The organism is Bradyrhizobium ferriligni (assembly GCF_056837965.1).
Map to the genome: position 1 here is coordinate 19973 of NZ_JBXEJO010000070.1, position 23297 is coordinate 43269.

Genomic DNA, 23297 nt, shown 5'->3' on the forward strand with positions numbered 1-23297 from the left:
ATGTGAGCATCATCTCTTCGGAAAACCGCTCCACACTTTTCCGGATCATGCTCTACTTGAAGAAGTGCACGAGGCCGATGCTCAAGCCCAGCAGCAGCATCAGCGACAGCGTGACGGCGGCCGTCACGCGGCCGCCGACGGTCGAGAGCACCCGCACATCGACGCCGAGCCCGAGCGCTGCCATCGAGACGACGGTGAGGATCGCCGCCGTCTTGGTCACCGGCGCGATCGCGATGTCAGGCACGAGCTGGAACGAGCGCAGCGCGGCCAGCACCAGGAAGCCGATGATAAACCAGGGCACCAGCTTGAACGGGCTGATCGAGGCGGTCTTCGAAGTGCCCTCCCTGGCGGCGCCGGCCTTGCGCCGCCGCGCCACCAGCAGCGAGAGGCCGATCACGATCGGGCCCAGCATCAACACCCGCACCAGCTTGACCAGCGTGCCGATCTGGGTCGAGACGATGCCGGCCGGCACGGTCGCCGCCAGCACCTGCGGCACGGCATAGACGGTGAGGCCGGCGAGGATGCCGTATTGCGTCGCCGTCAGCTTGAGCAGCGGAATCAGCAGCGGCAGGCCGAGCACCATCAGCACGCCGAGAATGGCGGTGAACGAGATCGACGAGGCGATGTCGTCGCCATCGGCCTCGATCACCGGCGCCACCGCCGCGATCGCCGAGTTACCGCAGATCGAGTTGCCGCAGGCGATCAGGATCGCGAGCTTGGTCTTGAGCCCCAGCATCCGGCTGAGGCCATAGCTCACCGCCAGCATGATCACGACGGTCACGGCGATGGCGCCGATCAGCAGCCCGCCCGAGGCCACGATCGCGGCAAAGCTGATGGAGGCGCCGAGCAGCATCACCGCGACCTCGAGCAGCTGCTTGGCGCTGAAGGCAATGCCCGAGCGCCAGCGCTCCGACGGCTCCCAGGCGGTGCGCACCGCCATGCCGAGCAGGATCGCGACGACGAGGGCCTCGATATAGGGGTGGTCGAAAACGCGCTCCTCGGCGGCCTGGATGCCGAGCGAGATGACCGTGACGACCCCGCAGAGCAGAATCCCCGGAATGAGCTGGAATATGCGCCTCAGCGCCCCCTGCTTCTGCCCCTGGTCTTGTTCTTGTTCCGGCACAAAATCCTCTTTTCGGAGAAGATTTTATGCGCCATGGCACCCCTCTTGGCTAATATATTTTCGGACTGCCCCGATAGAGAGAAGTTATGTCCCTCAACCTGCATCTGCTCCGCCTGTTCGCGGCCGTGGCGAGAACCGGAAGTTTCTCCCGCGCCGCCGACCTCCTGCACATCAGCCAGCCGGCGATCTCCAAGGGCGTGCGGGATTTCGAGCTGCAGGTCGGCTGCCGGCTGCTGGACCGCACGCCGAAGGGAGTGCGGCCGACCCGGGAGGGCGCGGCGCTGGCGCGGCATGCCGAGACGCTGTTTGCGGCCGAACGCGCCGCCGAGGACGAATTGCAGGCGCTGCGCAATCTCGACAGCGGGTCGCTGCGGATCGGTGCCAGCACCACGATCGCGACCTACATGATCCCGGAATATCTCGGCGTGTTCCACCGTGCCTTTCCCGGCATCGATCTGCACGTCGTGAGCGCCAACACCAGCGATATCGCCGCGCTGATGCTGGGACACGAGATCGAGATCGCGCTGGTCGAGGGACCGGTCGAGGACGAGAATTTGGTCAGCGAAGCCTGGCGTACCGACGTGATGGCGCTGATCGCGGGTCCGGGTCATCGCTTCGCAGCGGTCCAGGGGCCGATCGACATCCGGTCGCTGAACGACGAGATCCTGATCGTCCGGGAACCCGGCTCAGGCACCCGCGAGGTGGTCGCGCAGGCGCTGGCCGCGCACCAAGTCGAACCGCAGCGGACGCTCGAGATCGGCAGCACCGAGGCGATCAAGCAGGCGGTGGCATCGGGTGTCGGCGTCGCCATCGTGTCGATCGCGACGATCGACGATCAGGTGAAGCTCGGAAAGCTGAAGGTGATCCCGATCAAGGGCGTCCATATCGAGCGCACGCTGTGGCAACTGAAATCGCCCGGCCGGCTGGACGTGCCGGCGGCGGTGGCGTTCGAGGGGATCATTCGGGAAGCACGGACCGCGAAAACGGCGCCGCGCGGGCCTGCGGCTAGAGCGCGGCGAACAGACCCTGCGCCCAGGCAACGGCATGCTCGAAGCTGAACACGCCGGGCTCGAAATAGACGGCCCGCGCCAGCACGATGCCGACCACCAGCACCCAGAACACGCTGGTGCCCGCGGTCTTCAGCCATTTCGACACGCCCTCGCTCGCGATCGAAGGATCGACCGCGGGGACCGGCTCGCCGAAGGGATCGAATGCGGATTGGCTCATCGTCGTGACCATCAGGAATACCCTGAGAATGTCGCGACGACGGGGGCGGAAGCAAGGGTAGTGGAATGCCTTTTGCGGCGGTTGCTTGGAAGGACGTTTTCCGGTCTGAAGGCCGGGGAGCATTTCCTTCTCGGCGTCCCCTTCAGCCATCAACTATCGGTCACGCGCCGCGGCGCCACGCGTGGCAGCGTGATCCGCATGCGTGTCCCCATGCCCGGGGCGCTGTCGAGATGGAGCTCTCCGCCCAGCCGGTTCGTGACGATGTTATGAATGATGTGGAGACCGAGCCCGATGCGGCCGATGTCGCGGCGCGTGGTGAAGAAGGGATCGAAGGCCTGCCGCAGCACGTCGTCGTCCATCCCGCAACCGTTGTCGGCGAACAGGATCTCGACCTGGTCCGCGCCTGACGCGCGCAGCCGGATCGTGATCACGCCGCCCTTGCCATCCGGAAAGGCGTGCGCCACCGAATTGACGAACAGGTTGGTCAGCACCTGGCCGTAGGGGCCGGGATAGCTGTTCATGGCAAGACCGGGCGGGCAATCGACCTCGAGCGCCAGGTTGTTCTTCGGCAAGGCCGGACGCAGGTTCGAGAGAACCTGCTCGGTCACCGCGGCGAGATCGAACTGGCTGCGGTCGAAATAGCTGCGATCGACGGCCACCTGCTTGAACGATTGCACCAGGTCCGCCGCGCGCTTGAGGTTGCCGACAAGCAGCGACGAGGCGCTTTCGACGACCTCGATGAAATCGCTCAGGCTGGAGCGCTTCAGCTTGCCGCGCGCGGCCTCGGCAGCGAAGTCGGCGCATTTCTGCTCCAGCACTGACGCAACGGTGAGACTGGTGCCGACCGGACTGTTGATCTCGTGCGCGACGCCGGCCACCAGCCGGCCCAGCGCCGCGAGCTTTTCCGCCTCGATCAGCGACGCCTGGGTCTCCTGCAGATGGTGCAACGCCTTCTCGGCAGCATCGCGCGCGGCGCGGATCTCGCGTTCGCTGCGCTTGCGATCGGTGATCTCTTCGGCCGCAACGTTGACGCCGACGATGCTCCCGTTCGGTTCGCGCTGCGGATGCCAATGCGTGATCCAGCATCGCTCGTCATTGTGGCCCGGGCGCTGGCCGTAAACCTCCACGTCGGTCACGGGCTCTCCGGTCTCCATGATCGACCGGACGATACCTTCGACCGCCGAAGCCAGCGCGGGCACGCAATCGTGCACCGTACGCCCGAGGTGGCCTTCGACCGAAATGCCGCAGATCTCGGTGAGACGCTGGTTGATCTGAAGGTAACGGCAATCGGGAGAGAGGTAGGCAAGACCGATCGGCGCAGTGTCGTAGATCAGCTGCAGCGCCGGTTGCTTTGGGAACTGAACGTCCTGGACGACGGACGACCTCATGTCCACTACCCCCCGTTGCACCAAGTCTAGCGCTTCACGCCCGGCCCGCAAATAGTCCAGCTGAGCCGGAAACGGTGGTCTGATCTGTCTGGACTCGACGGGGCGGGGCCGGCAGCGGCCCCGGGACCGGTGCCTGCGGCGTGCTGACGCAACGTGGACAGCAAGCGCTCCTCAGCGAAGGCCTGCGAAACGCGCAATTTTAGCTATTCACTGCACCGTGCGGACGAAAATTCTCGACGAAGCGCAGCAGCACCCGCGCGCCGGTGTCGGCATCGGCGAGCTCGACATGCTCGGCCGGATTGTGGCTGATCCCGCCGCGGCAGCGCACGAAGATCATGCCGATATCGGCGACATCGACCATCGCCATGCCGTCATGCCCGGCCCCGCTCGGCAGCTCGAACGCGGCATGGCCCTCGGCCGCGACGGCCTCGGCGATCTGCGTCTTGAGCCACGGCGCGCAGGGCACGCTGCGGTTCTCGTGGGTGACATCGATCTGCAAGGCGAGGTCGCGACGTTTTGCGATCGCCTCGATCTGCCGCACGATGTCGGCGACGGCGCGCTTGCGATGCATGTCGTTCTGCGAGCGGATGTCCATGGTGAACGACACCTTGCCCGGGATCACATTGGTGGCGCCCGGCATCGCGTTGACATAGCCGACGGTGCCGACGAGGCCTTGTTCGTCGGACTGGCAAAACTGTTCGATCGCAACGATGCATTCGGCAGCGCCCGCCAGCGCATCGCGCCGCAGCTTCATCGGCACCGTGCCGGCATGGCCGGCGACGCCGGTGAGGCTGGCAGCCAGCCGGGTCGCACCCGAAATCGCGGTGACGACGCCGACCGGCAGCGCCTTCTCTTCCAGCACGGGGCCCTGCTCGATGTGCAGCTCGACATAGCCGAGCAGCTCGCGGCGGGCGCGCGCCGCCCTGCCGATATGATCGGGATCGAGCCCGAACTGGATCAGCGCGTCGCGCATCGACGTGCCGGCGCGATCGCGCGTGGTGAGCACGCTCTCGTCGAAGGTGCCGGCGACTGCGCGGCTGCCGAGCAGGGTCGAGGCGAAGCGCACGCCCTCCTCGTCCGCAAAGCCCACGATCTCGATCGCGAACGGCAGTCGCCTGCCGCGCCGGTTCAGATCGGCGACGCAGGCGATTGCGGAGATGACGCCAAGCGGGCCATCCCATCTGCCGGCGTCGCGCACGGTGTCGTAGTGCGAGCCGAGCATCAGCGCCGGCAGGCCCGGCCGCTCGCCCTCGTAGCGGCCGCAGACATTGCCGATGGCGTCGAGATGCGCGCTCATGCCGGCCTCGCGCATCCAGGACAGGATGAGATCGGCCGCCTTGCGGTGCTCGTCGGTGAGGAAGACTCGCGCCAGATGCTCCGGCGTCTCGGAGATCGTCGCGAGCTGATTGATCCGCGCCACGATCTCGTCGCCAACGGAAGACGGTTTCGAGGACGGTTTTGTCTCGCTCATGCTGTTTCCCATCAGTCCAACGCGGCCGCCGGAGCCCGCTTCACTCGTAGCAGGCCCGATCCGATTCACCAGCCGGCAAATGGCGCGTCGCGCGCAGGCCCCGACCGGGCTCGCACCGGCTGTCCGGCGGTTAGCGACTGCTTAACGGCATTGCATACAACAGCGATCGATCGCTCATAAAATAGGCAAATCTATCTCAATCAGCTTCCGAGCGTTCCGGGGCCGATCATCATTCCCACGTACATTCAGCTACTTACGGAGGAATGATCGCCAAACATGCTCTGGCATGAAGCTTGCGACACTTCCCTCAAGCTCCGCCGTCGGGCGGCTGCGACAAGGACAGGCGGGCCGGACCCGCCGGAGGGAGCAGGCGATGGATTTTGGCAGGATTTCAAGAAGGCATTTATTGCAGGGGAGCGCCGCACTGGCGCTCGGCGGCACGCTTGGCATTCGTGGCGCGGCGGCAGCCGAAACCACGATCGGCTTCATCTATGTCGGGTCGCGCGACGACTACGGCTACAACCAGGCGCACGCGCAAGGAGCCGCGGCGGTGAAGAAGCTTCCCGGCATCAAGGTCGTCGAGGAAGAAAAGGTGCCGGAGACCGATGCAGTCGAGAAGACCATCGAGTCCATGATCAATCTCGACGGCGCCACGCTCATGTTCCCGACCTCGTTCGGCTACTACAACCCGCACGTCCTCAAGATGGCGGGCAAGTTTCCAAAACTGCATTTCGAGCATTGCGGCGGGCTGTGGTCCGACAAGGACCCGAAGAACGCCGGCAGCTATTTCGGCTATATCGACGAAGCGCAATACATCTCCGGCATCGTCGCCGGCTATTCGACCAAGAGCGGCAAACTCGGCTTCGTCGCCGCCAAGCCGATCCCGCAGGTGCTGCGCAACATCAACGCATTCACGCTCGGCGCCCGGCTCGCCAATCCGAAGGCGACCACGCAGGTGATCTTCACCGGCGACTGGTCGATGCCGGTCAAGGAAGCCGAGGCGACCAACAGCCTGATCGACCAGGGCGTCGACGTGCTGACCTGCCATGTCGACGGACCGAAGACGATGGTCGAGAACGCCGCGCGCCGCGGCGCTTTCGTCTGCGGCTATCACGTCAACCAGTCGCCGCTGGCGCCGAAGGCCTATCTCACCGGCGCCGAGTGGAATTGGGAGGCCCTCTACCCGAAATTCGTCAAGATGATCACCGCCGGCGAAGCGATCCCGAACTTCTATCGCGGCGGCCTCAAGGAAGAGATCGTCAAGGTGTCGCCCTATGGCGAGATGGTGTCCGCCGAGGCGCGCAAGCATGCCGACGACGTCAAGGCCAAGTTCATGACCGGCGAGTTTACGATCTTCAAGGGCCCGCTCGTCGACAACAAGGGCAAGACGGTGATCGCTTCCGGCACCGATCGCGGCCAGCAGGATCCCGAGCTCGAGAAAATGGACTATCTCGTCGAAGGCGTGATCGGAGCCACCGCGTGACGACGGAAACGGCGGAATCGGTGGAGGCGGCCGGCATCGCTCCGGCCGCCGATCCCGGATTCCTCCAGCGCCACGGCGCGAGCATCGAATACATCCTGATCCCGGCCGCGGCGCTGGTCGGCGCGCTCGCGGTGTTCGGCGGTTTTGTCGCGCTGTACGGCAAGAACCCGCTCGATCTGTATTTCTACATGTACTACGGCGCGTTCGGCACCGCCTTCTCCTGGCAGAACACGCTGACCCGCGCCGCACCGCTGATCATGACCGCGCTGTGCACGGCGCTGCCGGCGCAGCTCGGCATGGTCATCATCGGCGGCGAAGGCGCGCTGCTGATCGGCGCGCTGTCGGCAACCGCGGCCGCGCTGGCGCTGCAAGGCGCGGCGCCGATCGTGGTGCAGATCGCCATGGTGATCGCCGGCATGATCGGCGGCGGCCTCTGGATCACGCTGTCGGGCGGCCTGCGGCAATATCGCGGGGTCAACGAGACGATCTCGAGCCTGCTGCTGGTCTATATCGCGCTCGCGATCCTCAACCATCTGGTCGAGGGCCCGATGCGCGATCCGGCGAGCCTCAACAAGCCGTCGACGCGCGAGATCGGCGCCGCCAACATGATCGGCACCATTCCCGGCACCGACGTGCATTGGGGCCTGGCGTTCGGCCTCGTCGCGGCCGTTGCCGCCTACATCCTGATCTATCACACCACCTTCGGCTTCGCGGCGCGCGTCGCCGGCGGAAACATCCGCGCCGCCAAGATCGTCGGCCTCAGTGTCGGCAAGCTGATCCTGACCGTCTGCTTCCTCGCCGGCAGCTGCGCCGGGCTGGCCGGCATGATCGAGGTCGCGGCGGTGCAGGGCCGCACCAACGCCAACCTCGCGGCGGGCTACGGCTTCACCGGCATCCTGGTCGCGTTCCTGGCGCGGCAGAATCCGCTGGCGATCATTCCAGTGGCGATCCTGCTCGGCGGCATCTCGGCTTCCGGCGGCTTGTTGCAGCGGCGGCTCGGCCTGCCCGACGCCTCGGTGCTGGTGCTGCAAGGCATCATCTTCGTGTTCGTGCTGGCCAGCGACGCGCTCTATGGGCGCATCGGCTTCCTGAAGGGAAAGTCCTGACATGGCGGACGCATCGCTCGGGCTCTGGACCGTTCCGCTGGCCGTGTTCGGCGGCGCCATCCGCGTCTCGACGCCGTTCCTGTTCGTCAGCCTCGGCGAGTGCATCACAGAGCGAAGTGGCCGCATCAATCTCGGCCTCGAGGGCACGCTGGTGATGGGCGCGATGAGCGCCTACGGCATCTCCTATCTCTCGGGCTCGCCGTGGTTAGGGGTGCTCGCGGCCGGAATCACCGGCGCGCTGTTCGGCGCGCTGCATGCCGGGATCTGCTCGCTGCCGCGCGTCAACGACATCGCGGTCGGCATCGCGCTGATGCTGCTCGGCACGGGCCTCGCGTTCTTCCTTGGCAAGCCGCTGATCGAGCCGACGGCGGCGAGGCTGCCGGCGATCGATTTCGGCTGGTGGAGCGACGTGCCGCAGGTGCGCGCGGCGCTGCGCATCAACGTGCTGTTCCTGATCGGCGTCGCGATCGCGCCGCTGCTCTACTGGGCTTTCCGAACCACGCGCTGGGGCCTGTTGATCCGCACCGCCGGCGAGAGCGCCGATGCGGCGCGCGCGATGGGCCACTCAGTTCTGCTGATCAGGTTGCGCGCCACCATGGTCGGCGGCTTCCTCGCCGGCATCGGCGGCTCCTTCCTGTCGCTGTTCTATCCCGGCAGCTGGAACGAAGGCCTTTCCTCGGGACAGGGCATCACGGCGGTGGCGCTGGTGATCTTCGCGCGCTGGGACCCGATGCTGTGCCTGTGGGCCTCGCTCGCCTTCGGCGGCGCGGCCGCGCTCGGGCCCGCGCTGCAATCGGTCGGTATCACCTCCGGCTATCATCTGTTCAACGCCGCGCCGTACATCCTGACCTTGGCGATCATGATCATCACCTGCTCGCCGAAACGCACGCTGACCGGCGCGCCCGCCGAATTGTCCATCACCCGATAGCATCTCGAAAGATCATTTCATGCCCGAGCGCTTCATCAAGTCCGAGCCCTACGCCTGGCCCTATAATGGCGATCTGCGGCCGCAGAATACCGCGCTCATCATCATCGATATGCAGACCGATTTCTGCGGCGTCGGCGGCTATGTCGACAAGATGGGCTACGACCTCTCGCTGACCCGCGCGCCGATCGAGCCGATCAGGAAGCTGCTCGCGGTGATGCGCGCGCAGGGCTTTCACATCATCCATACGCGCGAGGGGCACCGCCCTGATCTGGCCGACCTGCCCGCCAACAAGCGCTGGCGCTCGCGCCAGATCGGCGCCGGCATCGGCGATCCCGGCCCCTGCGGCCGCATCCTGGTGCGCGGCGAACCCGGCTGGGAGATCATTCCCGACCTCGCGCCGCTGCCGGGCGAGCCCATCATCGACAAGCCCGGAAAAGGCTCGTTCTGCGCCACCGACCTCGAGCTGATGCTGCGGCTGCGCGGCATCGACAACATCGTGCTGACCGGCATCACCACCGATGTCTGCGTCCACACCACCATGCGCGAGGCCAATGACCGCGGCTTCGAATGCGTGCTGGTCGAGGACTGCTGCGGCGCGACCGACCGAAGCAACCACGATCATGCACTGAAGATGATCAAGATGCAGGGCGGCGTGTTCGGCGCGGTGACCAAATCCGCCGACCTGATCGGGGCACTGTCATGATCATCGGCGAGCCGCCCGCACCATCAGGCGCGTTCGGCGTCGATGCCATCGCCATGACGATGCGGTTCGGCGATTTCACAGCGCTCGACAATGTCGAGCTCAAGGTGCGTTCCGGCTCGTTCCACGCCTTGCTTGGTGAAAACGGCGCGGGCAAGAGCACGCTCGTGAAATGCATCATGGGCTATTACCACGCCACCGAAGGCGACATCCTCGTCGGCGGCCGCCAGCAGGCGATCGCCAATCCGAGGGACGCGCATGCGCTCGGGCTCGGCATGGTCTACCAGCACTTTACTTTGGTGCCGGCGATGACGGTCGGCGAGAATTTGGTGCTGGCGCGCGACGACGTGCCTGCCGTGGTCGACTGGCGCAAGGAGAAGAAGGAGCTCGAGGCCTTCCTGGCGCGGATGCCGTTCAAGGTGCCGCTCGACGCAAAGGTCTCCGACATCTCCGCCGGCGAACGGCAGAAATGCGAGATCCTCAAGCAGCTGTATCTGAAGCGGCGCTTCCTGATCCTGGACGAGCCGACCTCGGTGCTGACGCCGGGCGAGGCCGACGAGGTGCTCGGCATGCTGCGCGCGATGGTGGTGGCGGGCGAGCTCACCATCCTGATGATCACGCACAAGTTCCGCGAGGTGATGGCCTTCGCCGACGAGGTGACCATCCTGCGCCGCGGCAAGCTTGCCGGCACCGGCCGGGTTGCCGAGCTGACGCCGGACGAGATGGCCCGCACCATGATCGGCGCCGAGCAGCTGACGGTGCAGCCGCCGCGCACCGGCGAGACCGGCGCGGCCCGGCTCGAGCTCGACAAGCTCACCGCGCTCGACGATGCCGGGGCGATCGCCGTGCACGGCGTGTCACTGACCGTGAAGAGCGGCGAGATCGTCGGCATTGCCGGCGTCTCCGGCAACGGCCAGCGCCAGCTCGTCGAGGTCCTGGCCGGCCAGCGCGAGGCCGAGAGCGGCGTGATCCGCGTCCAGGGCGAGAGCTATGCGGCGAGCCGCGCGGAGATGCGGCGCCACAGGATGTCGCTGCTGCCGGAAGAGCCGCTGAAGAACGCTTGCGTCGGCGGCATGAGCGTCGCCGACAACATCGCATTCCGCGAGTTCGATCGCGCCCCGTTCGCACGCGGCGGCTGGTGGCTGAACCGTGCCGCCTTCCGCAACGACGCCGAGCGCAAGATCAACCGCTACAAGATCAAGACCCGCACGCCGGAGACGCCAATCGCGGCGCTGTCGGGCGGCAATGTCCAGCGCGCCGTGCTGGCGCGCGAGCTCTCGGGCGACGTCGAGGTGCTGATCGCCGCCAATCCCTGCTTCGGACTCGACTTCGCGGCGGTGGCGCAGATCCACGCCGAGATCATGGCCGCCCGCAATCGCGGCGCGGCGGTGCTGTTGGTCAGCGAGGACCTCGATGAGCTGCTGGAGCTGTCGGATCGGCTGGTCGTGATGTTCCACGGCGCGTTCGTGCATGAGGCCCGCGCCAGCGAGGCCGACCTCACCGAGATCGGCCGGCACATGGCAGGGCATTGACCATCCGCGTCATCGCTTCGCTCGCAATGACAAACAGCTCTGGCCACACAAAGATGTCGTCCCTGCCTAGTGCGCAATTGCGCACGGGAGCAGGGACCCATAACCACGAATGTTGATTGTTGCGCAGCGCTGGAACGACGAATCCCGTTCACAACATCCGCCGCGGCGTATGGGTCCCTGCTTTCGCAGGGACGACACCGGAGTTTGTGGCGCGCGATCCCGGCAAGATCCCGCCATTGCAATGACGAAGCTGGCTGCGCTCCGCGTCACTCCGGGACAAACCTACCCGATCTCGAACGCGTATTCCGCGAGATGCTTCAGATTGGCGTGCCAATGCTCGGCGATTGCAAGCCGGGTCGGCACCCAGACATGCTCGTGCTTCTGGATGTAGTCGAGAAAGCGCATCAGCGCGGCGGCGCGGCCGGGACGGCCGACGACACGGCAATGCAGACCGATCGACATCATCTTCGGCGAGGTCGCGCCCTCGGCATAGAGCACGTCGAAACTGTCTTTCAGGTAAGTGTAGAACTCCTCGCCGCCGCCGAAGCCCTGCGCGTTGATGAAGCGCATGTCGTTGGCATCCAGCGTATAGGGGATCACGAGATGCGGCTCGGTGCCGGCAGCCTTGATCCAATACGGCAGATCGTCGGCATAGGAGTCGCAGAGATAGCGCAGGCCGCCCGCCTCCATCAAAAGCCGCATCGTGTTGATCGAGGAGCGGCCGGTGTACCAGCCGAGCGGCCGCGCACCTGTCGCCTCGGTATGCACGGCAACGGCGCGGGCGATCTCCTCGCGCTCCTCGTCCTCCGACATGTCTCTGTGCTCGACCCAGCGCAGGCTGTGGCTCGCGATGTCCCAGCCTGCCTCTTGCATCGCGGCGACAACGTCCGGATTGCGCTTCAGCGCCATCGCGACGCCGAACACCGTGGCCGGCAGCTTCCGCGCGGTGAATATCCGCCACAGCCGCCAGAAGCCGGCGCGTGAGCCATATTCGAACATCGTTTCGATATTGGCGTGACGCTGCCCGACCCAGGGCTGCGCGCCGAGCACGTCGGACAGGAACGCTTCCGAGGCGCGATCACCGTGCAGGATGTTGTTCTCGCCGCCCTCTTCGAAATTGACCACGAATTGCACGGCGATGCGCGCCGCGTCGGGCCATTTCGGGTCGGGCGGATTGCGGCCGTAGCCGCGGAGGTCGCGCGGATAGCGGGCCTCGGTCACATCAGATTTCCTCGAAGCGGATGTTCTGCGCGCCCTTCCACAACACGGTCTTGCCGAAGGCGGTGAGGTTCTCCAGCCCCGAGGTCAGCGTGATGAAATGATTGCCGGCGAGCTGGCCCATCTTGCTGGCGAAATGCACGCCGCCATAGGCGAGCAGAATCTCGGTCTCGCTGATGCCACCGGGATAGAGGATGATCTGGCCCGGCGCCGGATAGCTGGTGTGGTTCTCGTACGACACGCCGAAGTCGAGATCGCCGAGCGGCATCCAGACGCCCTCGCCGCTCCAGCGTACATGGATCGCCTGGCTCTCGAATGGCATCGCCTTGCGGAACGCGGCGACCGTCTTCGGCGCGCGCTGCTCCTCGAAACGGGCGTCAAAGGTGAACTCGCCGGCGCGGACAATCAGTTTGCTCATCGATCTCTCGTGGGTGGGCCAAGAAGTGATGTCCCAACCATTGCCGCCGGCCCGGGCCGGACGCAAGGCCGATTCCGGCCCGGGAAGCCGGTTTTCCGTCGCTCGGCACCCCCGCAACGCAGATTTGAGCAGAGTTTCGTTGCGCCGCGCCTCCCCGTTTGCGAGCCTGCGCGGATACGTCGAACAGGATGACCAGATGACAACAAGCAGTCTGCACGGACATGTGGCACTGGTGACCGGCGGATCGCGCGGCATCGGTGCGGCGATCGTCAAGATGCTGGCGGATGCCGGCGCCGCCGTCGCCATCAATTATCGCGAGCGCTCGGCCGAGGCGGAGACGCTGGCGAAGGGCATCATTGCCGCCGGCGGCCGCGCCGTCGCGATCGCCGCCGACGTCTCGGAAGCTGCCGCCGTCGCCAAGTTGGTCGAGCGCGCCAAATCCGGGCTCGGCCCGGTCGACATCCTCGTCAACAATGCCGGCATCGCCATCGTCAGGGGTGTCGACGACCTCACCGAGGAGGATTTCGACCGCACCATCACGGTCAATCTCAAATCGGCGTTTCTGTGCACGCAGGCGGTGCTGCCGATGATGCGCACCCGCAAATGGGGCCGCATCGTCAACATCTCCTCCGGCGCTGCGCGCGGCGCCGGCTCGATCGGGCCGCACTACAACGCATCCAAGGCGGCCATGGAGGGCCTGACCCGCGGCTACGCCGCACGCCTCGTCAAGGAGGGCATCACCGTCAATGCCGTCGCGCCGTCGCTGATCGAGACCGACATGATGAAGGGACAGAGCGAGCTCGTCAGCCGCATTCCGATGGGCCGTTTCGGCACCGCCGAGGAGGTCGCGCAGGCCGTGATGCTGCTGGTCAACAATCCCTACATGACCGGACAGACCATCGCGATGAGCGGCGGCATGGCGTTCAACTAGGACGCGGCCCCATCAGCGCGCAGCCATAGCCCGATCGATGCGAGTTGAACGAAAGCAAGGTAGTTGGCGGCGAGCTTGTCATAGCGCGTCGGTCGCGGGATCATCGCGCCTGCGGTACGAATGAGTGAACTGATCGAGGCATGAGAGATCATCGCCTGCAGATGAGTGCATCTGGACCAGCAGCGGCAGAGACATGTGCATCCCTGCCGGTTCCACGGATTGCTCCGGTATCCTGTCCCTTGGGTTTGGCAAATGCTCGTTTCATCCGCACGGAACGATTGATTTCGCCGAGTGGGAACACGTTGCCAAGAAGCCACAGCGATTGAAGGGAATGGAAATTGGAGGCGTCATTCTCGTGGCGGCGCACGCGCTCGCGGCTTATTGGTTAGGGATCAGATCGGGCAACATGAATCATTTCCAGCCCGGCAGTTTGTTTCAGACGCTTGATTGATCAGAGCTGGAATTGGCATGAGCAATTTCAGAAGCTATGGAGCTTGTCGCGAAATGAATTTCGATAATCAGACCAGATCTTCTTATTCGAACCACACACATTCAGCATCAGTGACCTCCGCCGATAAAACGGATGAGGGCCAGGGCGGCGAGGCACGCTTTGGATTTAGGGCAACGGACTTGATCGTATACCCTGCGCACGGCGTCGGCCAAATTGTAGCGATTGAGGAACAGACGGTGGCGGGGGCTTGCCTCGAGTTCTTTGTCGTCTATTTCGCGAAGAGCAAGATGACGCTCCGCGTTCCGACGCGGAAGGCGGCAAACGCCGGAATGCGTCAACTGTCCGATCCCGTTTCGATCGAGCACATGCGACGAATCCTGGGACAGGCGCCGCACAAAGCGCGGGGTAATTGGTCCCGACTTGCTCAAGAATACGAAAGCAAGATCAATTCGGGCAATATTGTCGCTATCGCGGAGGTCATGCGCGATCTGTATCGGCCCGCGGTCAATCCCGAGCAGAGCTACAGCGAACGACAGCTGTACGCTGCGGCGGTCGAACGCCTGTCCGGAGAAGTGGCGCTCGTTAGCGGCATTACTGAAGAGGAAGCCGTCAAGCAGCTTGAAAGCCTCATCATTGCTGAGGTCAGGCGGAGCGCATAGAGACTGGTCGCACATCCTCGGAACGTCTGCGTCGTTCCGGCGCCGCCGGCCGGATATGATTTCCTAGGATGGCCGTTCGACGAAGGCGACGGTCTTGTTGCTATAGGTCCATATCGCGCCGTCGCGTTTGCTGATCCCGAGAAAGGCGGTCTTTGTACCGGCATATTTCATGTCCCGATTGCCCCCGTCGATGCCATAGGCCCATGGGTCGAGGCACAGAAACTCGGTGACCTTGCCGTCGGCTCCCGATGTGCGGTGGCCGACGATGCCCACATAATGGGCGCCGCCGAGGGAAGCCCGCACCGGCACCTTGTTTTCGAGATTCTTGATTGTCCAATCTACCGCTTTGCTGGGATCGCGGCCCGCGCTCACCTGGTCGCGCGCCGTCGGTTCGGCCATTTTCCAGCCCATATAGCGGACAAACACGATCTTGATGATCGAACCGCACCAATATTCATTGTTCACTGCCTTGAGGAAGCCGTCATTGTTCTGGTTCCACGGCAGCTTGCTCTTCTTGTAGTTTTCCATCGACGCGTCAGCGGTCGCCGCCAGGGTGGGAAGGGTGTGCAGCTGTTCATCCACCAGCATTTCATAGACGCGATGGCGGCTGTCCAATTCGTCGCTGGCGTCCTGATTGCTGTAGAACTTGCGATAGGCGGCGGGTGCCTTGGCCGCCGTCGTGACGGTGTGGAAATAGTGCCAGATTAAATCGGTTTTCCACGAGGGATCGCGGACATGGGTGTCGGACATGGAGAGGGTCCATATAAGGCATTCGGCTGCGGCGGCTTCGCGGTCTTGTCCTGCTTGCGGTTGGACCAGCCGCGCTGAATGGTTAGTCCCCGCCAGATTGATGACGGTTCAACGTGGACTTGGTGACGCCCAATCGCGTCTTGGCAGGAACACGATCAAACAGACCGCCTCGGAAGCACCCGCCGCATGAACGAATCTCGGTCTCCTGTTGTGCATCGCATGAGCCGGGGCTCGTGACCCCAAGGTCAGTTGCCCCCGAACTATCTGCAGCTGCCGACGGCGCACAGCCATATTGCCGCCGTCGAACGGCGGATAAGCCATCGCGTCTCGTAGTGGTAGCGCGCGAACCAGCTATCTGAAGCGGATCTAACCGATGAGTCCCCGTCATCCGCGCGTTGACAGCATCTTTTGGAGTATTGCCTCAACCGGCTGCGGCGAAATCCCAAGTTCGGCAAGGCCGGGCGACGACACGGTATCGATCTGCATCAGCTCCACCTGATTGCGCGTGAGAATCGGGTCCGGGAGTATTTCGGAAGCCCATGCCAGGGCGTGCCAAACGGCGAGCGGGATCGGGACCAGGATGGGCGCAAGACCGGCCTGATGCGCGATGATTCCGACCAATTCTTCGTAGGAATAAACGCGAGGGCCGCCGCATTCGAAGATCGTCGGTTGCGTCTCGGCTCGCTGGATGATCCGGACAGTCGCCTCCGCCACATCTTCCACATAGGCCGGCTGCAGTTTCATCGAGCCGCGGCCGAACATCGGATAGATCGGCAGCCGCCGGAGAAGGTTGAGGATGGTCGTAAGAAACGCATCGTCCGGTCCGAACATGACGGCGGGTCGGATGATATACGCGCCGGCAAACGTAGCCCTGACCACCAGTTCACCTTCGCCGCGCGCTCGGATGTACCGCGATCGAGACGCGGCATCGGCGCCGATGCCTGACAAGTGAACGAGTCGTTTGACTCCGGCCCGGTGCGCTTGGGCCGCTACCCGCTGGGCGGACTCGACATGAACGGAATGAAACGTCTCACGCCCGCGCTCGACGTAAAGGCTGACGGTGTTGACGGCGGCGTAAGCGCCGGCAAGCGCATTTGCGACAGACCGTTCGTCGTGAATATCGGCCTGGACGAACAGAAGTTGGGAATCATGCGGTCCAAACTGGCTGCGCCCGCGATCTGGATGCCTTGACGCGATCCGGACGGGAAATTCGTGATCGCGCAGATGCTGAACGATGCGGCGACCGAGAAACCCCGTTCCGCCGAATACAGTGACGGTGCGACCGTTCGTTGCCATCCTTTGATCTTTGCACGAGAGAACGCGCCATAGCCCGAGCCGAAGCTGACGTCAGGGCGATGGCCGTCTGTCGGAACAATACCCTTTCGCAGCGACGGTTGGAATGCAGGCCGCTTCGAACCGCTATTGGACGGAAGCCGGATGCAAAGGCCGAGCGAAACTGAGTTCGTGGCCGTCGGGGTCAGCCAGGTGGAAGAAACGCTCACCCCATTCGGCATCGCGGGGCACTGTCGCCGGCTGGTAACCCCCCGCGAGCGCGCGTTCGTAAAGTGCGTCAACATCGGTGACGTAGAAGATGACCCGACCCCACCAGGACCAGCGTCGTTCGGCAGGTTGGTCGATGAGGTTGAGGTAGCTCGGACCTGCTCGAAAGCTGGTGAACGACGACCATTCGCCGCCATGCAGGATCTCAAAGCCCAGGGCTCGGTAGAATCGGACAGCTCGTGGCATGTCATGGGTGCCCAGCGTGAGCGCGCTTATCCTCTCGATCATGGCCAAAACTCCCCTGTTCTACCTCCCTACGCTTTTTTGAAGTCGCGGCGCCGAGATTAACCTCTCATGTGCGTCGAACGGTAAGCAAGTCAGCGCCGCCCGCCCCTTTCCTTGCGTCGCCGCTCACGGCGAGCGGTAGATGCCCCAAACTGCTCGAACCGAAAGCGCGGACGCTCTAAGCTCTTCATCGCGTCGGCCAAACATCAAGTCCAGGCGCCCGCAAAACCAATCGATCCCGGTGGCACCCGCGAAAAGGAGGGGAGCATGAAGGGCGATAAAGACGTTATCGAACACCTCAACAAAGCGCTGCGCCACGAGCTCACCGCAGTGAACCAGTACTGGCTGCACTACCGCCTCCTCGACAATTGGGGCTACAAGATGCTGGCCAAGGCGTGGCGCAAGGAATCGATTGAAGAAATGCAACACGCAGACAAGCTCATCGAACGCATCATCTTCCTCGATGGATCTCCCAATATGCAGACGCTGGAATCCCTCCATATCGGGAAGACCGTGAAGGCCGTGCTCGATAGCGACTTGCAAGCCGAATTGTCGGCGTACTCCCTCTACGCTGAAGCTGCGACCCAGTGCCATCAGGTCAAGGACTACGTGACACGGGATCTGTTTGAGCAACTCATGCACGATGAGGAAGAGCATATCGATTTTCTGGAAACCCAGATCGAACTCGTCGCGAGGATCGGCCTCGAGCTGTATGCCCAGCGTCATATCGGAGAGCTCGACAACGACTAAAGTGCAAACGACTGCTGTCGGCCCAAATCGGACACCGCGGCGGCGCGGAATTATGACCGCTGCTCGCCCGTTAGGAATTCGTTAACCATCGCGGCCTAGCCTAACCTCAAGCCTGGTCATCATCAGCCGATTGCCGCTCGGTTCGGTCCAGGAACAGCCGGTGTCCGCCAAGACGCTGACATATGCCGCGCCAGGTGCGCGCCTGAAAATCTCGCCAGTGGCCGCTCGTCGCTTGCTAAGCGACTGCGCTTGCCGCGCTCACTTAGGAGCAAAATCCTGGTGTATAGCCCTCAGTCCCCAGCTCGGTAGAGCAATTGTGAGGCAAGAATGACCGATATTTGCGAGATGAAGGCGCGCATTACCGTGTTTGGGGTCGGCGGTGCCGGTGGCAATGCAGTCAACAACATGATCGCGGCCGGGCTGCAAGGCGTCGACTTCATCGTCGCCAATACCGATGCACAGGCGCTTACCATGTCGAAGGCCGAGCGCCTCATCCAGATGGGCACGCGGGTGACGGAAGGTCTCGGCGCTGGCTCGCATCCTGAAGTGGGGCGCGCCGCAGCCGAAGAGACGATCGACGCGATCCGCGATTCTTTGACCGGCGCACACATGGTGTTCGTTACTGCCGGCATGGGCGGCGGTACCGGCACCGGCGCAGCGCCCATTATCGCCAAGACCGCGCGCGAGCTTGGCATTCTCACCATCGGTGTAGTCACCAAGCCATTCCACTTCGAGGGCCAGCGCCGCATGCGCCTTGCCGAGGCCGGCATCGCGGAACTACTGAAGGTGGTAGATACTCTGCTGATCATCCCAAACCAGAACCTATTCCGGGTGGCCAACGAAAAAACCACGTTCTCCAATGCTTTCGTGTTAGCCGATCAGGTGCTTTATTCGGGTGTGGCCTGCATCAGCGACCTCATAGTCAAGGAAGGCCTGATCAACCTCGATTTTGCCGACGTTCTCGCCGTCATGCGGGAGAAGGGCAAGGCCATGATGGGCAGAGGCGAGGCTTCCGGCGCGAACCGCGTGGTCACCGCCGCCGTAGCCGCGATTTCAAATCCATTGATCGAGGACCCCTCGATCAAGCGTGCCAGCGGCCTCATCATTTCCATCACTGGCGGCAAGGACCTGATGTTATTCGAGGTCGACGAAGCTGCTACCCGCATTCGCGACGAGGCCGACCAGGACGCCAACATCATCATTGGCGCATCGTTTGATGAAAGCCTGGAGGGTATCGTCCGCGTCTCGGTAGTGGCGACCGGCATCGATAATCTTGACCCGGCACCCCACGCGCAACCAGCGGAAAGCTCACTTACAGAGCTCGCCGGCAGGCTGCGCAACGACAGCCGTCAAATCGCCGGATCGAGCGCAGTACACCGCTGACCGACGCGCACCGCATCGGCGCGTCGGTCCAGTGCGCGCAATAAAGGAGCGTTTCGGTATCGACCTTGGCTACTCCGCGTCCATGAACGCCGGGCACTCGGCTATTTCCGGTCGTGGCCCGAAGGCGAAGTGCCGCGATGTCCGCTCCCGCGCCGCTGTTGGGGCAGAAGCAGACATCAGGCGGCCGGCTCGCAGCAACCGACTTTATGAGTACGCACCCTGGCTATGCCGGCTTGACCGGCTCGCTTGATTGCCTTACGCCTCACGCCATGAACCGCTCGATCCTGATCGCCAATTTCTGGTGGCTCGCCGACTGACAGGCGGGCCGAACGCGTTCATGCATTTCGGGGCCGCCGCATCGGGCGGCCTTTTTCTTTCACCTCATCCGGCCCGCATGCGGCGTCCCCATTCAACCGAATGGAGACAAGCCGTGACCAAACCGATCATCCTCACCGGCGACCGCACCACCGGGCCGCTGCATCTCGGCCATTACGTCGGCTCGCTCAGAAGCCGCCTCGCGTTTCAGGACAGTCATGAGCAGTTCCTGCTGCTCGCCGACATGCAGGCGCTGACCGACAACGCGCACGACATCGGCAAGGTCCGCGGCAACGTCATCGAGGTCGCGCTGGATTATCTCGCCGTCGGCATCGATCCCGAACGAACCTCGATCTGCCTGCAGTCGCAACTGCCGGCGCTCGCGGAATTGTCGTTGCTCTATCTCAACCTCGTCACCGTCGCGCGGCTGGAGCGCAATCCCACCATCAAGGACGAGATCCGCGCCCGCGGATTCGGACGCGACATCCCGGCGGGCTTCCTGTGCTACCCGGTGGCGCAGGCCGCCGATATCACCGCGTTTCGGGCCACCGTCGTGCCGGTCGGCGAGGACCAGGCTCCCCTGATCGAGCAGACCAACGAGATCATCAGGCGCGTCAACGCGCTCGCCGGTCGTGCGCTCCTGCAGGAGGCGGTGGCCATCATACCGCGCGCGGGACGGCTGCCGGGCGTCGACGGGCGCGCCAAGATGAGCAAGTCCGCCGGCAATGCGATTGCTCTCTCGGCCTCGCCCGGTGACATCTCGGCCGCGGTGCGCGCGATGTTCACCGACCCCGATCATCTGCGCGTCGGCGACCCCGGCAAGATCGAGGGCAATGTCGTCTTCAGCTATCTCGACGCGTTCGATGACGATCACCACGCGGTCGAGGAATTGAAGGCGCGCTATCGGCGCGGCGGTCTCGGCGACGCAGCGGTCAAACGGCGGCTGGAGGACATCCTGCAAGCCCTGATCGCGCCGATCCGGGCCCGGCGCGCCGAGCTGGCAAGCAATCGCGACCATGTCGCTGACGTGATCAGGCGCGGAACCCTGAAAGCCCGGGAGATCACCGAGCGCACCAAGCGCGATGTGATGGCGGGACTCGGCGTGTTCCAGCTCTGAATGCGCTGTCATCAAACCATGGCAGGAACTGTGCTTGCCTGTAACAGTTGTCCGCTTGGCGAAAACCGGATTTGGAGCTTGTCGTGATCGATCCGAAAACGCTTCTCGAACGCGCCGCACAATTGACCGATCAGGCCAAGGGCGAGGAAGATGCCGGCATCCGCGAGCGGCTGCTGCGCATGGCCGAGCATTACCGCGACCTGGCCGCGCATGAGGCCTGGGCGAACGAGAACCCGCCATCGGTCGGCGCGATTACCAGTGCGCTCAGCCCCCGCGCCCATTGACCTGTGCTTCGTCAGCTCACGCGAATGCGATAGCCCAGTGACTGCCGCGCGCCCGGCGCGATGTGCATGAGGCCGGGCTTGCCGGCGAACTCGCCATCGAATTCGACCGGGCTGGCAAAGCCGTGCCACGGCTCGATGCAGAGGAACGCCGCGCCGCCGACCTTCGACCAGATGCCAAGTTCGTGAAAGCCGCGCCACGACACCTCGATCGCGGGGCCCTGCGCAGCAGCAAAGCGAACCGACGCGCTCGCGACCTGATCGAGGATCATGGCGTCGTCGTCGAACAATTGCTCCGACAATGCGAGCACCCTGCCCTTGATCGGACTTGGCTCAGCTTGTTGCCTCATCAACCCGTCCTTGAGCCGCCGGATCGGCGCCGGCTCATCCTTCTCGAAGGTCAGCGCGTAGGCCTCTTTTGCCAACCCCGGCAGCAGCGGCCAGTTGAAGGCGGGATGACCGCCGAGCGAGGCCGGCAGCGTCTCGGCGCCGGTGTTGACGATGTCGAAGGCGACATCGAGAGCGGCGCCATCAACGGCATAGGTGACCTCGAGCCTGAATGCGAAGGGATAGCGCGCACGCGTCTTCGCATCGTCGGTGAGCGCGAGCTTGCAGGATCGGGGCCCCTGCTCCACCCAGGCAAAGCGGCGGTCGCGCGCAAAGCCGTGCTGCGTCATCGGATAGGTCTTGCCGTTGTGGCGCAGCGTATCGTTCTTCAATCGGCCGACGATCGGGAACAGGATGGGCGCATGGCGTGGCCATTGCGGGCCGGCCTGCCACAACAGTTCGGTCCCGTCGGCATTTCCGAGCGACGACAATTCGGCGCCCTGCGCCAAAATGGTTGCGGCGATTCCGTCGCCGCGCAGCGTGTGACTGTCGCTCATGCCTCGCCTCGCCGGGTTGCGCTATGCCCCGACAGGAGATGTTCGAAGCCGGCGAGGCCGTCAACCCCAAAGCAATGGGACCGCCCACGCGTGGCGGGCCACGCTCCGGGCCTAGCCGGTAATCTTGGAGAAATCGGGCTGGCGGCGCTCGGCAAAGGCGGCGAAGGCCTCGCGCGCTTCCGCACTCATCAGCCGTTCCTGGAAGATCTCGCCCTCGCGCGCCATTTGCGCGCTGATCCTGGCGGGGTCGCGCATCAGCGCCTTGGTGTGCTGGAGCGAGCCGAACGGCCGCTTCGCCAGCGCGTCCGCCGCCGCGCGGGCCTTGGCGCGCAGCTCCGCGAGCGGCACAACCGCGTTGGCGAGGCCGATCGAGACCGCCGTTTCCGCCTCGACCGGTTCGCCGAGCGCGAACATCGCATAAGCCCGCGCATAGCCGATGCGCTGCGGCAGCAGATAGGTCGACGCCGCCTCCGGCACCAGCGCCAGATTGACGAACGGCGTGATCAGCCGCGCGGTCGGTGCGAGGTAGACGAGGTCGCAATGCAGCAGCATGGTGGTGCCGATGCCGACCGCATTGCCCTGCACGGCGGCAATCAGCGGCCGCGTCGCCTTGGCCAAAGCGGCGAGGAAGCGCGTCACGTGGCGCTCGCCCTGCACGCCGCGCGACACCGCCGCGAAATCGGCGAGATCGTTGCCTGCGGTAAAGCTGTCGCCGTCGCCCTGCAGCAGCACGGCGCGGATCGCGGAATCGCCCTCCGCGCGCTCGAGCGCGTCGGCCATCGCGCCATACATCGCGTTGGTGATCGCGTTCTTCTTGTCCGGGCGCGCCATCGTCACGGTGAGGACACCGCCGTCCAGTGCTACGACCACTTCACTCATGCTGCGCTCCTGTTGCTTGTTGTTTGACGCGTCTTCTTCACGCGAACCGGTATCCACTTCGCTCGAAGACGCTCTAGCTGTCCTTGTCTTTCGGAAACTTGTCTTGCAGGCTGGTCAGCCAGCGCGACACCACGTCGATTTCAGCGTCCGAGAACCCCTCCATCAGACGGTTGTTGATCGCCCTCGTCCGCGTTGCGGCGCGTTTGCCGAGCTCCTGCCCCGCCGCGGTCAGATAGAGCCGCTGGCTGCGCCCATCCTCGCCATCGCGCCGGCGCTTGACGAGGCCTGCACGTTCCATCCGGTCGGCGAGCCCGCTCATCGCCGACGGCACGATGTCGAGCGCCTGCGAGACGTCGCCGATCAGCGCGCCGTCATTGCGCCCGAGAGAGAACAGCACGCCGGCCTGAGCCGAGGTCAGATCGTGGGCGGCCGTCTCCTGATCGATGGCGCGCTGCAACCGGCGATAGGCCACGGTCAGAAGAAAGATCAGCCGGTGTTCCGCTTTCATCACGCCGTTA

26 protein-coding genes are annotated in these 23297 nt (G+C 64.3%); 14 read left to right on the forward strand and 12 right to left on the reverse strand.

Annotated elements, in window-relative coordinates; all coding sequences use genetic code 11:
• Window positions 1–52 precede the first annotated feature (52 nt).
• Entirely contained in the window at window positions 53–1123 is a 1071-nt protein-coding gene (locus tag AC1VNY_RS32850; RefSeq protein WP_482408276.1) for a YeiH family protein, read from the reverse strand.
• An 86-nt stretch (window positions 1124–1209) separates the two neighbouring features.
• On the opposite strand from AC1VNY_RS32850, the gene AC1VNY_RS32855 reads away from it, so the two are divergent.
• Window positions 1210–2181: a LysR substrate-binding domain-containing protein gene (locus AC1VNY_RS32855; protein WP_482408277.1), complete on the forward strand. Its 972-nt coding sequence runs from the start codon at window positions 1210–1212 to the stop codon at window positions 2179–2181.
• Here the strand turns inward: AC1VNY_RS32855 and AC1VNY_RS32860 are convergent.
• The 3 genes from AC1VNY_RS32860 to AC1VNY_RS32870 all read right to left on the reverse strand — a co-directional run bounded on the left by AC1VNY_RS32860 (window position 2129) and on the right by AC1VNY_RS32870 (window position 5209).
• Window positions 2129–2500, reverse strand: a complete 372-nt coding sequence (locus tag AC1VNY_RS32860) for a hypothetical protein (protein ID WP_482408278.1) — start codon at window positions 2498–2500, stop codon at window positions 2129–2131. The two genes, AC1VNY_RS32855 and AC1VNY_RS32860, sit on opposite strands and share 53 nt — an antisense overlap.
• Window positions 2500–3738: an ATP-binding protein gene (locus AC1VNY_RS32865; RefSeq protein ID WP_482408279.1), complete on the reverse strand. Its 1239-nt coding sequence runs from the start codon at window positions 3736–3738 to the stop codon at window positions 2500–2502. Before AC1VNY_RS32865 ends, AC1VNY_RS32860 begins: the two co-directional genes overlap by 1 nt.
• A 199-nt stretch (window positions 3739–3937) precedes the next feature.
• Window positions 3938–5209, reverse strand: a complete 1272-nt coding sequence (locus tag AC1VNY_RS32870; RefSeq protein ID WP_482408280.1) for an allantoate amidohydrolase — start codon at window positions 5207–5209, stop codon at window positions 3938–3940.
• Between the two features lie 373 nt (window positions 5210–5582).
• Between AC1VNY_RS32870 and AC1VNY_RS32875 the strand changes: the two genes are divergently transcribed.
• From AC1VNY_RS32875 to AC1VNY_RS32895, 5 genes are read left to right on the forward strand one after another with little or no spacing between them, the layout of a single operon-like run.
• Window positions 5583–6692, forward strand: coding sequence for a BMP family ABC transporter substrate-binding protein (locus AC1VNY_RS32875; RefSeq protein ID WP_482408281.1), 1110 nt, complete (start codon window positions 5583–5585; stop codon window positions 6690–6692).
• Window positions 6689–7798, forward strand: coding sequence for an ABC transporter permease (locus tag AC1VNY_RS32880; protein WP_482408282.1), 1110 nt, complete (start codon window positions 6689–6691; stop codon window positions 7796–7798). The genes AC1VNY_RS32875 and AC1VNY_RS32880 overlap by 4 nt, the downstream gene beginning before the upstream one ends.
• Before the next feature lies 1 nt (window position 7799).
• A complete protein-coding gene (locus AC1VNY_RS32885; protein ID WP_028339446.1) occupies window positions 7800–8726 on the forward strand; it encodes an ABC transporter permease in 927 nt (308 codons plus the stop codon).
• Window positions 8727–8745: 19 nt separating this feature from the next.
• Complete coding sequence (gene biuH / locus AC1VNY_RS32890) at window positions 8746–9429, forward strand: biuret amidohydrolase (RefSeq protein ID WP_482408283.1); 684 nt, start codon at window positions 8746–8748, stop codon at window positions 9427–9429.
• Entirely contained in the window at window positions 9426–10958 is a 1533-nt protein-coding gene (locus tag AC1VNY_RS32895; protein ID WP_482408284.1) for an ABC transporter ATP-binding protein, read from the forward strand. Before biuH ends, AC1VNY_RS32895 begins: the two co-directional genes overlap by 4 nt.
• Window positions 10959–11240: 282 nt before the next feature.
• Here AC1VNY_RS32895 and puuE read toward each other — a convergent pair whose 3' ends face one another.
• Together puuE and AC1VNY_RS32905 are read right to left on the reverse strand one after the other, a co-directional pair.
• Window positions 11241–12179: an allantoinase PuuE gene (gene puuE / locus AC1VNY_RS32900; RefSeq protein WP_482408285.1), complete on the reverse strand. Its 939-nt coding sequence runs from the start codon at window positions 12177–12179 to the stop codon at window positions 11241–11243.
• Between the two features lies 1 nt (window position 12180).
• A complete protein-coding gene (locus AC1VNY_RS32905; protein WP_482408286.1) occupies window positions 12181–12594 on the reverse strand; it encodes a DUF3830 family protein in 414 nt (137 codons plus the stop codon).
• Window positions 12595–12790: 196 nt separating this feature from the next.
• Here AC1VNY_RS32905 and AC1VNY_RS32910 point away from each other — a divergent pair, with 196 nt between their 5' ends.
• The 3 genes from AC1VNY_RS32910 (at window position 12791) to AC1VNY_RS32920 (ending at window position 14635) form a co-directional block, all read left to right on the forward strand.
• Window positions 12791–13525: an SDR family NAD(P)-dependent oxidoreductase gene (locus AC1VNY_RS32910; RefSeq protein WP_482408287.1), complete on the forward strand. Its 735-nt coding sequence runs from the start codon at window positions 12791–12793 to the stop codon at window positions 13523–13525.
• Window positions 13526–13718: 193 nt separating this feature from the next.
• Window positions 13719–13976 (forward strand): hypothetical protein, encoded by a 258-nt coding sequence (locus tag AC1VNY_RS32915; RefSeq protein WP_482408288.1) that lies wholly within the window; start codon window positions 13719–13721, stop codon window positions 13974–13976.
• Between the two features lie 17 nt (window positions 13977–13993).
• Entirely contained in the window at window positions 13994–14635 is a 642-nt protein-coding gene (locus AC1VNY_RS32920; protein ID WP_482408289.1) for a CarD family transcriptional regulator, read from the forward strand.
• A 63-nt stretch (window positions 14636–14698) separates the two neighbouring features.
• Here AC1VNY_RS32920 and AC1VNY_RS32925 read toward each other — a convergent pair whose 3' ends face one another.
• The 3 genes from AC1VNY_RS32925 to AC1VNY_RS32935 all read right to left on the reverse strand — a co-directional run bounded on the left by AC1VNY_RS32925 (window position 14699) and on the right by AC1VNY_RS32935 (window position 17173).
• Window positions 14699–15385 carry a hypothetical protein gene (locus tag AC1VNY_RS32925; RefSeq protein ID WP_482408290.1) on the reverse strand — a complete coding sequence of 229 codons (687 nt, stop codon included), beginning with the start codon at window positions 15383–15385 and terminating at the stop codon, window positions 14699–14701.
• Between the two features lie 384 nt (window positions 15386–15769).
• Entirely contained in the window at window positions 15770–16681 is a 912-nt protein-coding gene (locus AC1VNY_RS32930; protein ID WP_482408291.1) for a complex I NDUFA9 subunit family protein, read from the reverse strand.
• Between the two features lie 123 nt (window positions 16682–16804).
• The gene (locus AC1VNY_RS32935; protein WP_482408292.1) at window positions 16805–17173 is read right to left on the reverse strand and encodes a VOC family protein; all 369 of its coding nucleotides are present in this window, start codon (window positions 17171–17173) and stop codon (window positions 16805–16807) included.
• 264 nt (window positions 17174–17437) lie between these two features.
• Between AC1VNY_RS32935 and bfr the strand changes: the two genes are divergently transcribed.
• From bfr to AC1VNY_RS32960, 5 genes are all read left to right on the forward strand, one after another.
• On the forward strand, window positions 17438–17920 hold the full coding sequence (gene bfr, locus AC1VNY_RS32940) for a bacterioferritin (RefSeq protein WP_482408293.1): 483 nt from the start codon (window positions 17438–17440) through the stop codon (window positions 17918–17920).
• A gap of 327 nt (window positions 17921–18247) precedes the next feature.
• Window positions 18248–19303, forward strand: coding sequence for a cell division protein FtsZ (gene ftsZ / locus AC1VNY_RS32945; protein WP_482408294.1), 1056 nt, complete (start codon window positions 18248–18250; stop codon window positions 19301–19303).
• 137 nt (window positions 19304–19440) lie between these two features.
• Window positions 19441–19620: a hypothetical protein gene (locus tag AC1VNY_RS32950; RefSeq protein ID WP_482408295.1), complete on the forward strand. Its 180-nt coding sequence runs from the start codon at window positions 19441–19443 to the stop codon at window positions 19618–19620.
• 113 nt (window positions 19621–19733) lie between these two features.
• On the forward strand, window positions 19734–20735 hold the full coding sequence (trpS, locus tag AC1VNY_RS32955) for a tryptophan--tRNA ligase (protein ID WP_482408296.1): 1002 nt from the start codon (window positions 19734–19736) through the stop codon (window positions 20733–20735).
• Between the two features lie 83 nt (window positions 20736–20818).
• The gene (locus AC1VNY_RS32960; protein WP_016843073.1) at window positions 20819–21019 is read left to right on the forward strand and encodes a hypothetical protein; all 201 of its coding nucleotides are present in this window, start codon (window positions 20819–20821) and stop codon (window positions 21017–21019) included.
• Between the two features lie 11 nt (window positions 21020–21030).
• On the opposite strand, the gene AC1VNY_RS32965 is transcribed toward AC1VNY_RS32960, so the two are convergent.
• The 3 genes from AC1VNY_RS32965 to AC1VNY_RS32975 all read right to left on the reverse strand — a co-directional run bounded on the left by AC1VNY_RS32965 (window position 21031) and on the right by AC1VNY_RS32975 (window position 23287).
• Window positions 21031–21900 carry an aldose 1-epimerase family protein gene (locus AC1VNY_RS32965; protein WP_482408297.1) on the reverse strand — a complete coding sequence of 290 codons (870 nt, stop codon included), beginning with the start codon at window positions 21898–21900 and terminating at the stop codon, window positions 21031–21033.
• A gap of 111 nt (window positions 21901–22011) precedes the next feature.
• Window positions 22012–22779: an enoyl-CoA hydratase-related protein gene (locus AC1VNY_RS32970; protein ID WP_482408298.1), complete on the reverse strand. Its 768-nt coding sequence runs from the start codon at window positions 22777–22779 to the stop codon at window positions 22012–22014.
• A gap of 73 nt (window positions 22780–22852) precedes the next feature.
• Window positions 22853–23287, reverse strand: a complete 435-nt coding sequence (locus AC1VNY_RS32975) for a MarR family winged helix-turn-helix transcriptional regulator (RefSeq protein WP_482408299.1) — start codon at window positions 23285–23287, stop codon at window positions 22853–22855.
• Window positions 23288–23297: the final 10 nt, after the last annotated feature.

Coding starts and splice junctions, on each gene's coding strand:
- AC1VNY_RS32965 (WP_482408297.1), bottom strand. CDS start 21,900: ATGAGCGACAGTCACACGCTGCGCGGCGACGGAATCGCCGCAACCATT.
- AC1VNY_RS32905 (WP_482408286.1), bottom strand. CDS start 12,594: ATGAGCAAACTGATTGTCCGCGCCGGCGAGTTCACCTTTGACGCCCGT.
- AC1VNY_RS32885 (WP_028339446.1), top strand. CDS start 7,800: ATGGCGGACGCATCGCTCGGGCTCTGGACCGTTCCGCTGGCCGTGTTC.
- AC1VNY_RS32925 (WP_482408290.1), bottom strand. CDS start 15,385: ATGTCCGACACCCATGTCCGCGATCCCTCGTGGAAAACCGATTTAATC.
- biuH (WP_482408283.1), top strand. CDS start 8,746: ATGCCCGAGCGCTTCATCAAGTCCGAGCCCTACGCCTGGCCCTATAAT.
- AC1VNY_RS32970 (WP_482408298.1), bottom strand. CDS start 22,779: ATGAGTGAAGTGGTCGTAGCACTGGACGGCGGTGTCCTCACCGTGACG.
- AC1VNY_RS32975 (WP_482408299.1), bottom strand. CDS start 23,287: ATGAAAGCGGAACACCGGCTGATCTTTCTTCTGACCGTGGCCTATCGC.
- AC1VNY_RS32910 (WP_482408287.1), top strand. CDS start 12,791: ATGACAACAAGCAGTCTGCACGGACATGTGGCACTGGTGACCGGCGGA.
- AC1VNY_RS32855 (WP_482408277.1), top strand. CDS start 1,210: ATGTCCCTCAACCTGCATCTGCTCCGCCTGTTCGCGGCCGTGGCGAGA.
- bfr (WP_482408293.1), top strand. CDS start 17,438: ATGAAGGGCGATAAAGACGTTATCGAACACCTCAACAAAGCGCTGCGC.
- AC1VNY_RS32865 (WP_482408279.1), bottom strand. CDS start 3,738: ATGAGGTCGTCCGTCGTCCAGGACGTTCAGTTCCCAAAGCAACCGGCG.
- AC1VNY_RS32930 (WP_482408291.1), bottom strand. CDS start 16,681: ATGGCAACGAACGGTCGCACCGTCACTGTATTCGGCGGAACGGGGTTT.
- AC1VNY_RS32895 (WP_482408284.1), top strand. CDS start 9,426: ATGATCATCGGCGAGCCGCCCGCACCATCAGGCGCGTTCGGCGTCGAT.
- AC1VNY_RS32875 (WP_482408281.1), top strand. CDS start 5,583: ATGGATTTTGGCAGGATTTCAAGAAGGCATTTATTGCAGGGGAGCGCC.
- AC1VNY_RS32950 (WP_482408295.1), top strand. CDS start 19,441: ATGTCCGCTCCCGCGCCGCTGTTGGGGCAGAAGCAGACATCAGGCGGC.
- AC1VNY_RS32915 (WP_482408288.1), top strand. CDS start 13,719: ATGTGCATCCCTGCCGGTTCCACGGATTGCTCCGGTATCCTGTCCCTT.
- AC1VNY_RS32935 (WP_482408292.1), bottom strand. CDS start 17,173: ATGATCGAGAGGATAAGCGCGCTCACGCTGGGCACCCATGACATGCCA.
- AC1VNY_RS32860 (WP_482408278.1), bottom strand. CDS start 2,500: ATGGCTGAAGGGGACGCCGAGAAGGAAATGCTCCCCGGCCTTCAGACC.
- AC1VNY_RS32870 (WP_482408280.1), bottom strand. CDS start 5,209: ATGAGCGAGACAAAACCGTCCTCGAAACCGTCTTCCGTTGGCGACGAG.
- AC1VNY_RS32920 (WP_482408289.1), top strand. CDS start 13,994: ATGAGCAATTTCAGAAGCTATGGAGCTTGTCGCGAAATGAATTTCGAT.
- ftsZ (WP_482408294.1), top strand. CDS start 18,248: ATGACCGATATTTGCGAGATGAAGGCGCGCATTACCGTGTTTGGGGTC.